The 13534-nt window shown below is 59.8% G+C and carries 15 protein-coding genes; 9 read left to right on the forward strand and 6 right to left on the reverse strand.

What is annotated here, in order from left to right:
- Window positions 1-117: 117 nt before the first annotated feature.
- Both AB4Z52_RS25795 and AB4Z52_RS25800 read right to left on the reverse strand, forming a co-directional pair.
- Complete coding sequence (locus AB4Z52_RS25795; protein ID WP_442220746.1) at window positions 118-720, reverse strand: general stress protein; 603 nt, start codon at window positions 718-720, stop codon at window positions 118-120.
- Between the two features lie 39 nt (window positions 721-759).
- Window positions 760-1077 carry a PepSY domain-containing protein gene (locus AB4Z52_RS25800; protein ID WP_442220747.1) on the reverse strand — a complete coding sequence of 106 codons (318 nt, stop codon included), beginning with the start codon at window positions 1075-1077 and terminating at the stop codon, window positions 760-762.
- A gap of 237 nt (window positions 1078-1314) precedes the next feature.
- On the opposite strand from AB4Z52_RS25800, the gene AB4Z52_RS25805 reads away from it, so the two are divergent.
- Window positions 1315-2106: a DUF2326 domain-containing protein gene (locus tag AB4Z52_RS25805; RefSeq protein ID WP_442220748.1), complete on the forward strand. Its 792-nt coding sequence runs from the start codon at window positions 1315-1317 to the stop codon at window positions 2104-2106.
- A gap of 343 nt (window positions 2107-2449) precedes the next feature.
- On the opposite strand, the gene AB4Z52_RS25810 is transcribed toward AB4Z52_RS25805, so the two are convergent.
- Window positions 2450-2575, reverse strand: coding sequence for a hypothetical protein (locus AB4Z52_RS25810; protein WP_442220749.1), 126 nt, complete (start codon window positions 2573-2575; stop codon window positions 2450-2452).
- A 433-nt stretch (window positions 2576-3008) separates the two neighbouring features.
- Here AB4Z52_RS25810 and AB4Z52_RS25815 point away from each other — a divergent pair, with 433 nt between their 5' ends.
- The 7 genes from AB4Z52_RS25815 to AB4Z52_RS25845 all read left to right on the forward strand — a co-directional run bounded on the left by AB4Z52_RS25815 (window position 3009) and on the right by AB4Z52_RS25845 (window position 7419).
- Window positions 3009-4109, forward strand: a complete 1101-nt coding sequence (locus AB4Z52_RS25815) for an extracellular catalytic domain type 1 short-chain-length polyhydroxyalkanoate depolymerase (protein WP_442220750.1) — start codon at window positions 3009-3011, stop codon at window positions 4107-4109.
- 289 nt (window positions 4110-4398) lie between these two features.
- Window positions 4399-4599, forward strand: coding sequence for a hypothetical protein (locus AB4Z52_RS25820; RefSeq protein WP_442220751.1), 201 nt, complete (start codon window positions 4399-4401; stop codon window positions 4597-4599).
- Window positions 4600-4868: 269 nt separating this feature from the next.
- Window positions 4869-5876, forward strand: coding sequence for a sensor histidine kinase (locus AB4Z52_RS25825; protein WP_442220752.1), 1008 nt, complete (start codon window positions 4869-4871; stop codon window positions 5874-5876).
- Window positions 5877-6095: 219 nt separating this feature from the next.
- A complete protein-coding gene (locus tag AB4Z52_RS25830) occupies window positions 6096-6311 on the forward strand; it encodes a hypothetical protein (RefSeq protein WP_442220753.1) in 216 nt (71 codons plus the stop codon).
- Between the two features lie 65 nt (window positions 6312-6376).
- Entirely contained in the window at window positions 6377-6616 is a 240-nt protein-coding gene (locus AB4Z52_RS25835; protein ID WP_442220754.1) for a hypothetical protein, read from the forward strand.
- Between the two features lie 71 nt (window positions 6617-6687).
- Window positions 6688-7104 (forward strand): hypothetical protein, encoded by a 417-nt coding sequence (locus AB4Z52_RS25840; protein WP_442220755.1) that lies wholly within the window; start codon window positions 6688-6690, stop codon window positions 7102-7104.
- 66 nt (window positions 7105-7170) lie between these two features.
- Window positions 7171-7419, forward strand: coding sequence for a hypothetical protein (locus AB4Z52_RS25845; protein WP_442220756.1), 249 nt, complete (start codon window positions 7171-7173; stop codon window positions 7417-7419).
- A 38-nt stretch (window positions 7420-7457) separates the two neighbouring features.
- On the opposite strand, the gene catE is transcribed toward AB4Z52_RS25845, so the two are convergent.
- Entirely contained in the window at window positions 7458-9596 is a 2139-nt protein-coding gene (gene catE / locus AB4Z52_RS25850; RefSeq protein WP_442220757.1) for a catalase C, read from the reverse strand.
- 83 nt (window positions 9597-9679) lie between these two features.
- Window positions 9680-10180, reverse strand: a complete 501-nt coding sequence (locus AB4Z52_RS25855; RefSeq protein ID WP_442220758.1) for a YciE/YciF ferroxidase family protein — start codon at window positions 10178-10180, stop codon at window positions 9680-9682.
- Window positions 10181-10728: 548 nt separating this feature from the next.
- Between AB4Z52_RS25855 and AB4Z52_RS25860 the strand changes: the two genes are divergently transcribed.
- A complete protein-coding gene (locus tag AB4Z52_RS25860; RefSeq protein ID WP_442220759.1) occupies window positions 10729-12705 on the forward strand; it encodes a PAS domain S-box protein in 1977 nt (658 codons plus the stop codon).
- A gap of 696 nt (window positions 12706-13401) precedes the next feature.
- Here the strand turns inward: AB4Z52_RS25860 and AB4Z52_RS25865 are convergent.
- Window positions 13402-13524 (reverse strand): hypothetical protein, encoded by a 123-nt coding sequence (locus tag AB4Z52_RS25865; protein ID WP_442220760.1) that lies wholly within the window; start codon window positions 13522-13524, stop codon window positions 13402-13404.
- Window positions 13525-13534: the final 10 nt, after the last annotated feature.

Here is a 13534-nt window from a genome sequence, read left to right on the forward strand (position 1 = left end):
CCCAACAACCAGAGAAGAATGCCGCGACCCATGAAAGCCTCCTATGTTTAGAATGGTTGGATGTAGTTTTCTGTTAACGACATGGGCCCCTGACTTTGACGTCAGGGGCCTATTTTGTCAGACGCCCGGCTGGCGATAGCGACCGCGCTCCCGCTCGATGGCCTCCGGACCATATGGATCAAGGGTATCGTCGAACTTGATCCAGCCCTGGGCGGCATACGCCTTACGACGTTCGGCCGGATCGACCCAGTTTGAACGCTTGAGAATGACCTCGGCATTGGGTGCGACAGCGTCCTCGACCTTCGCCGTGACCAGCGTGCCGCCGCGACGGACGCCTTCGGCATAGACATGCGCATCGGCTTCAGGAACACCGGCATCGGTGAGGGCTCCGATGAGACCACCGGCGGCACCGCCAGCGACAGCGCCGGCAACCGCACCAACGGCCGTCGCCGCAAGCCAGCCAGCCGCGACGACAGGGCCCACGCCTGGGATTGCCATCATGCCAAGACCCGTGAGCAGACCGCCTGCGCCGCCAACGACTGCGCCAAGGCCGGCGCCCGCACCTGCACCATCGGCTGCGCCCGAGTGATCCTTGTGGCGATCTTCGGCATTGTTTGAGACGATACTGATCTGATCTGAGGGCACACCCGATCTCTCAAGTGTCCTAACTGCAGTCTCGGCATCGTTGTAGTCGTCGAAAAGTCCGGTAACTGTTTTCATGATGGTTCTCCAGAAGGGATAGTGTCGGGCTCGTAGCGATCACATCGCGACGATGTTGCCCTGATAGTCGAGGGCGACCGAAACGGGCTTGCCGTCCTTCGTGGCGGTTGACCGCCAGACGCCCTGGTCATCGAGCTTGAGCGCGGTGACGGCGCTGTAACCGGCCTTCTCGATCCGTTCCTTGGCTTGTGCTTCGGTAAAACTATTGTGGCCAGCGACGGGTGCCGTCGGGTTCTTGGTATCAGGGGTGGCGACGGCCGGAGTATTGGCGTCGGTCGACGGGGTCGTGGATGTCTGGGCGACAGCCGTCAGCGCTGACGCTCCAAGGAGCGCCGCGGCGAACATAATCGTTCTCATTGTGTTTCCTCACGTTGTCGGATCTTCTTTACAGATCCGTGAGCCTAGAACCGTGAAGGCGGCAATTTGTTCCAGTTGGGCGGAGTTGCGATCTCGATGCGCTCACAAGGGAAGCCGCCACACTCAGAAGTTCGATTCGCCATGTCGAAAAGAGCCTCGAAACGGAGACGCTTCCTGAGGGTTCGCGCGGTGGGAAGCCTTTACGCCAGTGCGGGAAAACAGCTCCCGGACACGGTCGTGAGGACATTCGAACAGGTCCGGATCTTCCACGAGTCGATCGTAAGCAACCGTCGCCATCATCTAGGCGAGGAGCTCGACCAGAACAAAACCCGTCTGGGGGAGATCCGCGCCGATATCACCCTGAAGGGGGAGCGGTGGGAAGGGCTGCTGCTGGAACTGCAGGGCGCAGGGGTGTTCAGCGATCTCGCAAGCCTCCAGACGGCCCAGTCCAAGATGGAAGCGAGACTCTTCGATTTGGAGAGGCGCCTGAATGCTGCGATCCAGGCGGAAAATGACAAGACAGAACTGAAGTCGAACGAGGCACCGCTGCTCTGGAGGCTGCAGAACGACCTTTCCGAACGGACGCCGCCCATCGGCGCGGCGGTCCTGGCGGTCAACGAGGCCCTGAAGCCGCTCTATTCCGACCGGTATGGCGCGCTCGAGATCAACGCGGCACCTGCGGGCCTGCAGTTCAACGTCCACATTGAGGGCGATAAGTCGGGCGGCATTTCCAATATGGAAATCGACTACGCATTGCTGAAGATCGCAACGCTCCGTCTTGGCGGCCCAAGGCTGTTCGTCCACGACAGCCATTTGTTCGACGGCGTCGATGCGAGGCAGGTCGCTACGTCAATTGAACTTGGAGCTCGCTTGGCAGAGCGGCTTGGCGTCCAGTATCTCGTCCTGATGAACTCGGACGAATATGCCAAGCTCAAGTTCCCGAAAGACTTCGACGTCGCCGCTGCGATCCTCGACGTCAGGATCGATGACCCCGATGAAGGAGGCCTTTTCGGATTTAGGTTCGGCTAATGCCTCTTCCTCGTCCTTTCGGCAATGCGCCGCGGTTTCGACAGTTGGTGCTGATTGTTCGTCAAACCTGTCGTCTTTCAGTTCCCATCCATTTCCGGGCAACCAACCTTGTGGCCCTTGTCGTGTCGGTCCGAACAACCCACCAATTGTGAGTGCGCGCTGCAGCATGTCGCGATGAGTGATGGGCTGATGTCGGCCGCTAGGCCGCGCACTCGCTCGTTTTTTCGGACCCTTATTTTGTTCGCAACCACGGCGCCGAAAGCTTCTGGTGCACTTTCAACTGGAGATTGTTGATATCGCCGAGATAATTGATTGGCTCCGCCGTGCCTATCAGCTTCACGACTTATGGCGCTTTGTCGGACTTGCCTCTCTGGTGTGCGTCTTCGTCGTTGGCGGACTTTGGGCTGCGGGTATTGATGTCAGCGACGACTGAGCTGTAGTGCGCCAATGTCGATGCGACATCTGTCATGGCGTCTTCCTGTCGAGAAGAGGGCTCTCGTCAACCGTCAGAGACGCCCAAAAGTTCCCTGTGATCGCTGTCGCGCCTGTAAGCAGACGCGGGAGAGCTGCCGGTCAGAGGACAGTGGAACTTCCGGCTTAGCTCGGTGTTGTTGTGCATCGCAGCAAAATGGAGAATTCCGATGATTCACGTCGCCTCACCAGCAAACGGCCCGACCTGGCTTCAATTCCTTTCAGATGGCGTTGATCAGTCTTCTGCACCGAACGCGTCCGGTGACACCGAGCCGCGCTTCAATCCGGCTTATACTCTTTTGCGCTCGGTTTCAGGCCGCAGCAGGCACGACGCGGCCGCCAGGTCGGTCGATCACTAGCCTCCCATCTCGTGCGCACCGGTCGACATGGCGACGTACCCCACCCCAACGGCCAAAGGCCACGGAGCATCCGTGAAGAGATCTCTATCCGACACCATCGCCCGGCTCGCCCGCTTGCGCGGAGGCCTGGACGCCTTCCCCGCACAGGGAAACAGGCTTTCTGCTCTGACATCATTCGGCTCAAATCCGGGTGCGCTCCACGCAAAATTTTACATCCCGTCGAACTTGAAGGCCCGCACTGCACTCGTCGTGGTGCTGCATGGCTGCACACAGAATGCAGCCGGCTATGACATCGGATCTGGATGGTCGCTGCTTGCGGACGAATTCGGCTTCGCGATTCTGTTTCCCGAGCAGACACGAGCGAACAATGCAAATCTCTGCTTCAACTGGTTCGTTCCACAGGACACAAGGCGAGACAGCGGTGAAGCAATGTCGATCCGACAGATGATCGACGCCGTTGCCTCGATGATAGACATCGACCGAAAGCAGATATTCATCACAGGGCTTTCGGCTGGCGGGGCGATGGCGAATGCGATGCTCGTGCTCTATCCCCAGGTGTTCGCCGGCGGCGCCATCATTGCAGGGCTTCCGTTCGGTTCCGCTACAACAATCCCCGAGGCCTTCGACCGCATGCGCGGCCATGGCATGCCCACGTCCGCGGAGCTTCAGTCCCGGCTTCGATCGGCCTCCCCTCACGGGGGGGCCTGGCCGACGGTTTCGATCTGGCAGGGAACGGCCGACAATACGGTAGTCCCAGCCAACGCCGACGCGCTTGTCGAGCAATGGCGTGCTGTCCATGACGTGGATTCATTGCCAACGTCTGTCGAGACCGTCGACGGTCACCTTCGAAAAATGTGGAAGGATTCGCAGGGCCTCGATCTGATCGAAGTATGGAGCATTTCCGGCATGGGGCATGGCACCCCACTTGACGCCGGCGATGGCTATGGTCGCGTCGGGCCGTACATGCTGGACGAAGGAATTTCTTCGACGCGGCATATCGCGCGGTCTTGGGGGATTACGCCATCGTTCGAAAAAGAAGGCCGTGAGGCACGGCAGAGGGTTGCTGACGATACAACAATGGACGGCTCTCTTCTTCACTCCGGCGAAGCACGCCGGCAAGGCATTCAGAAGGTCATCGAAGACGCCCTGAGATCCGCTGGCTTGATGCGGTGAAATTTGCGGGGCGCAGCGAGCCGTTGCGCCGACCAGCCGATCCGCAAGGCACGCGGGGCGTTTGCTTGGCTCAAGTGAGCAGTCTGATACATCGTAGACTAGCGTCGCCGAGGAGGTAACTGGGCCTCTAGGCTGGAAGCGAAGGTCGGCCGGCCTTCGCCCCTTAAGGCCGGATTCCACCGACCGCTTCAAGGCGTTCGCGTGTCAACAGGGCCGGCCTCCAGTTGCATGGCGCGCCGGAACCAATCTCGTCCCCATAGGTTCTGGGTAGTAACAATATGGAAATAGCATGGCACATACAGCTTTTGGACGGCGCGCTGTTCTCGTCGTTGAAGACGAACCCTTGCTGCCAAGGTTAGCGGTGGAGATCGTCCAGGACGCGGGACTGGAACCGCTCGAGGCGGCGAACTCGGACGAGGCCGTTCTCATTTTGGAAGCAAGAGACGATATCGCATCGTCTTCAGCGACATCGAGGTGGCAGGCCCGATGAATGGCTTGACGCTAGCGGACGCCGTTTGTAGTCGGTGGCCTCGAGATAGTCCTCGCGTCCCGTAGGGTTTTGGTCAACCAATTCGAAGTCCCTGATCGTGGCGTCGTTTTTCTTAGCCCACGATTTTGAAGTCGTGGTGTACACCCTTCGATTTGGCCGAATAGTTTGCAAGCACAATCTCAGAACGTAGGGGCTCCGACAATCAAGGACGACCCTGTGCCCAGATTGGGGTACTATGTCCGATCCAAGAGATAAAGCGACGGAAACCAGTGACAAGCAACCATGCAGTCGACACTCCCGAATGGGAACCCAGGCAGCTCCGCAATGCGATCAAGGCCGCGGGCGTTGCCCTGTGGACGTGGAATGTGGACGACGATAAGTTCTTGATGGATGCCAAGGGGTTTGAACTCTGGGATCTCTCTGACGACCACCTCCTCACGTTCGAGAGCCTCTCAGGTAAAATCCACCCCGCGGACCGCGACAGAGTGAGGGCGGCGTTCGTCGCGACCAGAGCAATCGTCGGCCCGTATGAAATCGACTTCCGCATATTGACGGAAGCCTCGGACGTTCGATGGATTTCTGCGCGGGGCCAAGGCGACGACGCTGGCATCATCGCTCGCAAGATGACTGGGATATTTCTGGACGTCACGGGGCGCAAGCAGGCCGAGGAGGGACACGAGCTTCTGGCGGGAGAAATGGGCCACCGGGTCAAGAACCTTCTGGCGCTTGCGGCCGGCCTGACAACGATCACCTCGCGCTCCACCAGTTCTAAAGAAGAGATGGCCCAGCAACTGACTCAGCGTCTGACAGCCCTCGGCCGGGCTCACGATCTTGTCCGGCCGCTCCCTGGCGGGCAGGGAAGCGCAGCGCTGCTTGGCGATCTGTTTACGGTTCTGCTTGCACCATACGATGATTCCGGCGCATTTGCGGGCCGTATCAGGATTGCCGTCCCACGTGTCGGTATTGGCGAGGCCGCGGCGACCAATCTTGCCCTGGTCATCCATGAGCTTGCCACGAACTCGTTGAAATACGGATCGTTGTCTGTCGCCACTGGCACGCTCGACGTCTCGGGAAATATGGCGGGTGACGATGTCGAGTTTGTCTGGACCGAACAAGGCGGCCCGGAGGCCGATCCACCGGAAGGGACCGGCGGATATGGGAGCAAGCTTCTTCGGCGGACCGTGGACGGACCTCTCGCCGGATCGATAGCCTACGAATGGACCAAGAGCGGAGTGCTCGTAACGCTTCGCATCAAGGGCGCTCGGCTTTCGAAGTAACCCCTTTGTGGTCTTAGATTCTAGTCCGTCGGGCATCTCTCCAACAACTGCTGAACCAGCGACTTAGGCCTTCTTGCCGGCGACGACGTTAGGCCGTCAGGCGGCGGTTCCTCCAAGCCATATCGTCGACAATGCTGGAGGTAGGCCATCTTATGCGTGGTGACGAGATAGACAACTCTGGTCCAAAAGCCAGGAAGGCGCGGCTAATGCACGCGATCAATGCCGCTGAAGTTCTTCCAGCCACGCCGAACGATCGGCGGAGTTCATCTGACGGGCATGACCCACGCCGACGACATGGGCGAGGGGCTCCGCCAACTCGTGTGTGAACGCGACATCTTGGCCACCGACATCCAACTTTCGGAAGGTGTCGGTGGACGAGCCGAGGTCGCCGCGAGCAGCCGCCGCACTTCGAAAGAGGATTTGAAGTCCGTCTAGGACCCAACCGGTTGAAGCGCAACCAGGGAGCCCTAGCTTGATACATATCGGAAAAGGAGCCGCCAATGAGGGAGAAGACCATCGAGCCGGATGTCGCCGTTCTTTCGGAGGCGCTTCAGCAATGGTACCGCTATTACGAGGTCCCACCGGGCGAGGCGGCTTCCGACACCCTGTGCGGCGCAGCGCTCAGACTGTACAACGAGGGGCATCGCACGGTCCAAGAGATCGCCACGATACTGATTGGAACCTACGTCGGAATATCTTCCACGCGCGTCAACGCGCCGACGTCCCAATTGGTGCATTAGACGACTTCGTTCCGACCGGTGACAACGCCGGGCTCCCGCAGTTGCCACAAGATCAAACGACGGAGATGATCATGCCGCCCCGCAAGTCCACCAAGACCACCACACTCGGCACAACCGCCACAAAAATCGGCGAACCCGTTCCAAAAGGAACTGTGGACAACAACACGGCTTCCCCTGGCATCCCGTCACAATCCGACATTGATGCCCGCCAAGCACTCGGTGCTCTGCGAAAGCAGGTCGACGTCCTCCGGCGGCAGGTCGCAGACGTGGCACAGGCGGTGAAGGGCGGTGCACGACAGGCCGCTCGGCAGACCGAAGCAACCGTGAAGCTCTATCCGGTATCTACGCTGGTGACGGTGGCAGCGGTCGCGGGAGCAGTCGCCTTCGCTGTTGCCGGACTACGTGCCGCCCCGCCGCGTTCCCGCTCTGACCGGGCGCTCGACGAGATGCGTGATCTCTACGATCGGATCCGTGGCCGCCTCTTATAAGATTTCGGGATTGCGACTGAACTGATTCTCCCTCACGCTTCGCAGATGCAAGCGAGGGGAAAACGCATGCTCGAACTCATCATACGAAACAGCCTGGACATCGTAGTTCGTACGGAACGTCTAATCGACAGGGCGAGACGGCTGATCGGAAGCGGCAGCCTAGACGACGTTGAGGCGTTCAGGGTCTTTAGAGAAATAGAGCGGCTGACCGACGTTGTCTTCGTCATGGACGAGGCGACGCGCCTGCTCCGACGGATGTTCGAGATGCGGCCGGAGATCGCCCGGCCGTATACGGTTCACGCAACGATGCAGTGAATACGGGCGCGGCATCTCTGCCACGCCTGATGGGACCGTCACTTGATCGGCGGCGACGCCTGGCCGAGTTTCACTGATGGTTCGCGACCCCAGACCCGAAGCTTGCCAAGTTCTGACACGAACGCCGAAACACCGTCTTCTCCGGGCAGGGCAAGGATGCCTTCGTCGAGAGCGTCAGCGATCCCGGCTTTCTCGAGCAGCGGCAGCGCCGACTGATCGTAGCCGATGTACTTGCAGTGCTGGAAAGCGTCGGCGACGAAGTCTCGCGTCGACGCCTCTTTCAACAGGTCGTCCATCGCCGCGATCGAAGTCAGCAGAGCGACTGCGTCAAAGAGGACCGACGGGCAGCCATCGATCATGTGATGCGCCTCGACCCACGTCCCGTCGGATGCCGCGACCCCGCCAATCTTGGGCGCGATCAGCTCGAATACCGCCTTCTCCTTGGTGATTGCCGTTATCAGGTCCTTCAGCAGCTTGGCGTCGACACCATCGGTAACGAGGATACCCAACTTGCGTCCCTCGAAGCGCTTCGGACCGTTCTCGACGATGCTGAGCGCCGGCGACGGCTCCAGATCCTGACGGGTCGGCATTGCGGCGTCCGCCGGTTTCGGCATCGACTGGAAGCCGAGCTTCTGGGCGACTGTTGTCGCCAGCGTTTCATCGACGTTCAAGAGATGAGAAACCATGCGCTCGCGGATCGCTGCTGTCTCGACCTTGCTTAGCTCGAACGTCAATGCCGCCGCGATGTGCCGCTGCTCGGGCGGCGTTTGGCTGATGTAGAACTGACGGGCCTGGCTGTAGTGGTCGGCGAAGCTCTCGGGACGCAGCCGGACCTTCGGCCCTTGTTCTTCGGAAGGAAAGTGACGGTAGCCCTGAACGGGCGACTCCCGCGGCCCTTCATTGAACGAATTCGGCTGGTAGTTCACCCGGCCAACCGGATTGCGCATCGCCATGTGCCCGTCCTGCTGGAAGCTGTGGTACGGACACTTGGGCGCATTGATCGGCAGCTGGGTGAAGTTCGGTCCGCCCAGGCGCTTCAACTGCGTATCGAGGTACGAGAAGTTTCGTCCTTGGAGGAGGGGATCGTTGCTGAAGTCGATGCCCGGCGGCACGTTCTGCGTCATGAATGCGACCTGCTCGGTTTCCACGAAGAAGTTGTCGGGCATCCGGTCAAGGACGAGGCGTCCGATCGGTTGGACCGGAAGGATTTCCTCCGGGATAAGCTTGGTCGGATCGAGGATGTCGAATTCGAAGCTGTCGGCGAAGTCTTGATCGAAGAGCTGGACACACAGCTCCCATTCGGGGAAGTTGCCCGACTGAATTGATTGCCAGAGATCACGCCGGTGGAAATCCGGATCAGCCCCGTTGATCTTGACCGCTTCGTTCCATGCGACCGACTGCAGGGCGAGCTTCGGCTTCCAATGGAATTTGACAAAGGTGGACACGTCCGCAGCGTTGACGAAACGGAACGTGTGGACGCCGAAGCCTTCCATGAAACGGAATGAGCGCGGGATCGCCCTATCGGACATCACCCACATGATCATGTGCATGCTTTCCGGCGTCAGACTGATGAAGTCCCAGAAATTGTCGTGGGCCGACTGTGCTTGCGGAAAGTCCCGGTCCGGGTCCGGCTTCACGGAGTGGATGACGTCTGGAAATTTGATGGCGTCTTGTATGAAGAAGACCGGCATGTTGTTGCCGACGAGGTCCCAGTTGCCTTCCTTCGTGTACATCTTCACAGCGAAGCCGCGGACGTCGCGGGCGAGATCCGCCGACCCCTTACTGCCGGCCACGGTCGAAAAACGGACGAAGACCGGGGTCTTCTCGCCAGGACGCTGGAGGAGGTCGGCGCGCGTGTAGGCCGCTAGCGATTCATAGGTCTCGAAAAAGCCATGCGCACCATAGCCGCGGGCATGCACGACCCGTTCGGGAATGCGCTCGTGGTCGAAGTGGAAGATCTTCTCGCGGAAATGGAAGTCATCGATAAGAGCCGGGCCTCGTGCCCCGAGGCGAAGCGTATTCTGGTCGTCGGCGACAGGGCCGCCCTGGGCGGTCGTCAGTACCGGCTGTCCGTCTTCAGCGAACTGATGAAGCTCGCCGCCTTCGCCTCGGTGAAGCTTCTGGTCATGAACAGTTGCGATGTCCGACGGTGTTACCTTCGTCGTCCTTTTGGCCATTGTATCGCCCCTTAGATACTGTGGTGCGCTGACAGGAAATGGGCCGTCCGGGCGGACGGCCTTCTTGTTGGACTGGAGCTGGTTCAAGCGGCCTTCTTGCCCTTGGCATTGGCAGAAGCTTGAGCGAGCTGCGTTAGTTTCTTGTCGGTGGCTTTCTCTTCGGCGAGGTTTGCCTGGAGAAGGGGAACAGCGTCCTTGAGGCCGAGCTGGTTTGCCCAGGCGATCAGCGTGCCGTAGCGGGCGATCTCGTAGTGCTCGACCGCCTGCGCCGAGGAAATCAGGCCAGCGTCGAGCGCGACGGAGTCCTTGAAGTCCTCCATGATTTCCTCGCTCTCGGCGATGATGCCCTGGATGGCCTCGCAGGTCTTGCCGCGAGCCGGCTTTCCGACAAGTTCGAACACCTGCTCAAGGCGCTCGATCTGGCCCTGCGTTTCGTCCCGGTGCTGCAGGAACCCAGCCTTGCCTTCTTCGGATTGGGCGGCGCGGGCCATTTTCGGAAGAGCCTTCAGGATCTGCTTCTCCGCGAAATAAATGTCCTTGAGCGTATCAAGGAAAAGGTCGTTCAGGGTCTTTTCGGCGGCCATGATGTCCTCCTATGGCGATTGTTTGGAACGCGCTGTCAACGTTGCTCGACGCCGCTTGTTCCGGCCCGCAACCGAATCGTCCGGTATGGGATGGACGATCTTCAGAGCTTGTCTTCTCACGCGCCTCCCGAAGGGTCAGGAACCTGGCCGTGACGGAGACGATGTTCCTTTCGAGCCACGGCGCCATGGCCAGCTCCTGCGCAAGGTTGGACGACATCGCGTTTGCGGCGGCGCCGTAGCGTCAGCTTCCGCGGCGGCGACCGGCGGATTGTGGACGGCCATCTCGCCGTTTTCGAGGGCGATGTCTGCGAGCGGGTTCTTCAAGATCTCGTCGCGCGTCATCGCATGATCCATCGCTGCCATCGACCTCAGGACGACAACATGTCCTTCATCCTAAAAATGGCCGCAGCCACGCTTGCGTCCGATGCCGCTGAGATCCTTCGTAAATTGAAGTCTAGGTCACTACACCAAAGGTCCGCCCTTTACGTGTCGCGCATTCGGGATACTTAACAGACCAGAGGGCTCCGATATTGAACGCCGAGGCTGCCATGACCGCTACCGTTGAGACCTTGCAGAGGCCCCTGATGGAAGGCCGTTACCGACTGTTGGTCGACGCCATCACCGACTATGCGATCTACATGCTGGACACCGAAGGCCATGTCAGCAGTTGGAATGCAGGCGCGCAGCGTTTGAAGGGCTACTCCGAGCGGGAAATCCTCGGTCAGCACTTCTCTAATTTCTACCTTCCCGAGGACAAGGTTTCAGGACTTCCGGCGAAGGCGCTGGCGACTGCGGCGTCGGTGGGCCGTTTCGAAAACGAGGGTTGGCACGTCCGCAAGGACGGGAACCGTTTCTGGGCGCACGTCGTCATCGATGCCATTCGCGACCCGAACGGACAGCTTCTGGGCTTTGCCAAGATCACCCGCGACCTGTCGGAACGCAGGGCCGCCGAGGCGGAGCTGAGGAAGAGCGAAGAACAGTTCAGGCTCCTTGTGCAGGGCGTCACGGACTACGCGATCTACATGCTCGATCCGACAGGCAACGTGTCGAGTTGGAACGCAGGCGCGCAGCGGATTAAGGGCTACCAGCCCGAAGAGATCATTGGGCAACATTTCTCCAGCTTCTACACCGAGGAGGACCGTGCCGACGAACTGCCGCGCAAGGCGCTGGAAACCGCCGCTGCCGAAGGACGCTTCGAAAAAGAAGGCTGGCGCATCCGCAAGGACGGGACACGTTTCTGGGCAAGCGTCATCATCGACGCCATCCGGAATGAGGAGGGCGAACTGCTAGGATTCGCCAAGGTCACCCGCGACATCACCGAAAAGAGGGAATCTCAGCGGGCACTGGACCAGGCTCGCGAGGAACTGTTCCAGGCGCAGAAGATGGAGGCCGTCGGCCAGCTCACCGGCGGCGTGGCCCACGACTTCAACAACCTCCTTATGGCGGTGCTCGGAAGTCTCGAGATCGCGCGGAGGCGGGCTCTAAGGGGGGAGGACGTCGTGCCCATGATCGACAACGCGATAAAAGGAGCGCAACGCGGTGCCGCCGTGACGCAGCGGCTGCTCGCCTTCTCCCGAAAACAGGAACTCGAGCTTCAGTCCGTCGACGTCGTCGACCTCGTCCGCGGCATGACCGAACTGCTTCAGCAATCAATCGGTCCGGAAATCGAGATCAGGACGAACTTTCCGCTCGTGCTGCCGAAGGTCCTGTCGGACCAGAACCAGCTCGAAAGCGCATTGCTCAACCTGGCCGTAAACGCGCGCGACGCCATGCCGGATGGTGGACAGATCACATTCGCGGCAGTGACGAGACAGATTGCAAACGGACAAATTCCGCAACTGAAAGCGGGCCGATATGTATGCCTTTCGGTCGAAGACCAGGGCGACGGCATGGATGCCACGACGCTCGAAGCCGCGACGACGCCATTCTTCACGACCAAGGGAATAGGCAAGGGCACAGGACTAGGATTATCGATGGTGCAGGGCCTGATGGCGCAGTCCGGCGGCAAGCTTGTGCTGAGGTCGGAGAAGGGCCGAGGAACAACCGCCGAACTTTGGCTTCCGGTAGCAACGGAAATGGAGACGCCGGACGCGATCGATATCCCACAGGTGGACGAGACGCCGGTCGCCGTTCGGCCGCTGACGGTCCTAGCCGTCGACGACGATCCGCTGGTCCTGATGAACACCGTGCTCATGCTGGAAGATCTCGGCCACACGCCAATCGAGGCCCAGTCGGCAGAAGAGGCGCTTCGTATGCTCGAGCAGACAGCGGGCATAGACCTCGTCGTCACCGATCATGCCATGCCGAAGATGACAGGCGTGCAGCTCGCCGAAGAAGTCGCCAAGCTGAGACCCGACCTCGGTCTTGTCCTCGCCACCGGCTACGCGGAACTTCCGTCTGATCAAGGCGTCGACCTCGTTCGGTTAACGAAGCCCTTCAGCCAGAAGCAGCTTGCCGCCGCATTGGCGAAGGCCACAAAGTCACCGCAACTAGACCGCGACAGAGAGACCTCATCTGGCTGCTAACGTCGGGCTCCTGCAGTCGCTGACAGAGCGCGAACCGAAGTCAAGGTGCCGGCAACGTCTCAATTTTGAAATCTCAACGCGATCGCTTCAGAAAACTGAGGATTTTCCGATGTCCGATGCAGTTGCGGCGCTCTTACACCGACGCTTCCAGGACCATCAATCGGAACCTACTGGCATGCTAGCCCGGTCTTCGCCTCGGCCGGCTCGGGCTTCGTTAGAAAGGCCAGGTGTCATTCCATGTCCCCTCACAGCGACACCTGGCCGCCCCGCTCACGGATCAATCTCGCGCTCGTTCGCCTATAGTGGTGACGGTCTCAGTCCAGCGGTTTCCTTCCGCGCTTGGCGTCATGGCGGCCAAATTGAATGCCATGCGCCGCCCTTACCAACTCCAAAAGTTTGCGTTCGTCTCTTACCCCTTCCCGATATAGGAGGATGGTCAGGGCCGCGAGGTGATTGGCTTCTTCCGAGCCGGGAGCAAATTTCTGGTCGTCACAAGCTCTGTTGTGGACCCTTTGGCATAAGGCGAGATCTCGTGATTCGAGGGGCTCGTCAGTTGGCCTTATGCTCCCATCTTTCATCGCTTCATCCTCCAAGTGGAACGACAAAGGAAGAAGATAATTCCAGATTTTTCGGACTTCAATAGCCCTAAGGGCTACCACAAAAATCACCAATTTCCGTCGAGCTGCGCCGAACCGGTTAGATGGCGCGGAATAAGATCATCGCCGGATAGCTGATCGCGGCCAGGACAATCAGCAGCGAGATGCCAGCCTTCAGCAACTTGATACGGCGCGCTCGCGCGCCGCTCCAATCGCAATTCACGCCTTCCCCC

The organism is Rhizobium sp. 2YAF20 (assembly GCF_052114685.1).
In the GTDB taxonomy this organism is placed as follows: domain Bacteria; phylum Pseudomonadota; class Alphaproteobacteria; order Rhizobiales; family Rhizobiaceae; genus Rhizobium.

Excerpts from the sequence above, each read along its gene's own strand:
- AB4Z52_RS25795 (WP_442220746.1), bottom strand. The coding sequence starts at position 720 with ATGAAAACAGTTACCGGACTTTTCGACGACTACAACGATGCCGAGACT.
- AB4Z52_RS25855 (WP_442220758.1), bottom strand. The coding sequence starts at position 10,180 with ATGGCCGCCGAAAAGACCCTGAACGACCTTTTCCTTGATACGCTCAAG.
- AB4Z52_RS25860 (WP_442220759.1), top strand. The coding sequence starts at position 10,729 with ATGACCGCTACCGTTGAGACCTTGCAGAGGCCCCTGATGGAAGGCCGT.
- AB4Z52_RS25840 (WP_442220755.1), top strand. The coding sequence starts at position 6,688 with ATGCCGCCCCGCAAGTCCACCAAGACCACCACACTCGGCACAACCGCC.
- AB4Z52_RS25820 (WP_442220751.1), top strand. The coding sequence starts at position 4,399 with ATGGCACATACAGCTTTTGGACGGCGCGCTGTTCTCGTCGTTGAAGAC.
- AB4Z52_RS25810 (WP_442220749.1), bottom strand. The coding sequence starts at position 2,575 with ATGACAGATGTCGCATCGACATTGGCGCACTACAGCTCAGTCGTCGCT.
- catE (WP_442220757.1), bottom strand. The coding sequence starts at position 9,596 with ATGGCCAAAAGGACGACGAAGGTAACACCGTCGGACATCGCAACTGTT.
- AB4Z52_RS25835 (WP_442220754.1), top strand. The coding sequence starts at position 6,377 with ATGAGGGAGAAGACCATCGAGCCGGATGTCGCCGTTCTTTCGGAGGCG.
- AB4Z52_RS25800 (WP_442220747.1), bottom strand. The coding sequence starts at position 1,077 with ATGAGAACGATTATGTTCGCCGCGGCGCTCCTTGGAGCGTCAGCGCTG.
- AB4Z52_RS25845 (WP_442220756.1), top strand. The coding sequence starts at position 7,171 with ATGCTCGAACTCATCATACGAAACAGCCTGGACATCGTAGTTCGTACG.
- AB4Z52_RS25830 (WP_442220753.1), top strand. The coding sequence starts at position 6,096 with ATGCCGCTGAAGTTCTTCCAGCCACGCCGAACGATCGGCGGAGTTCAT.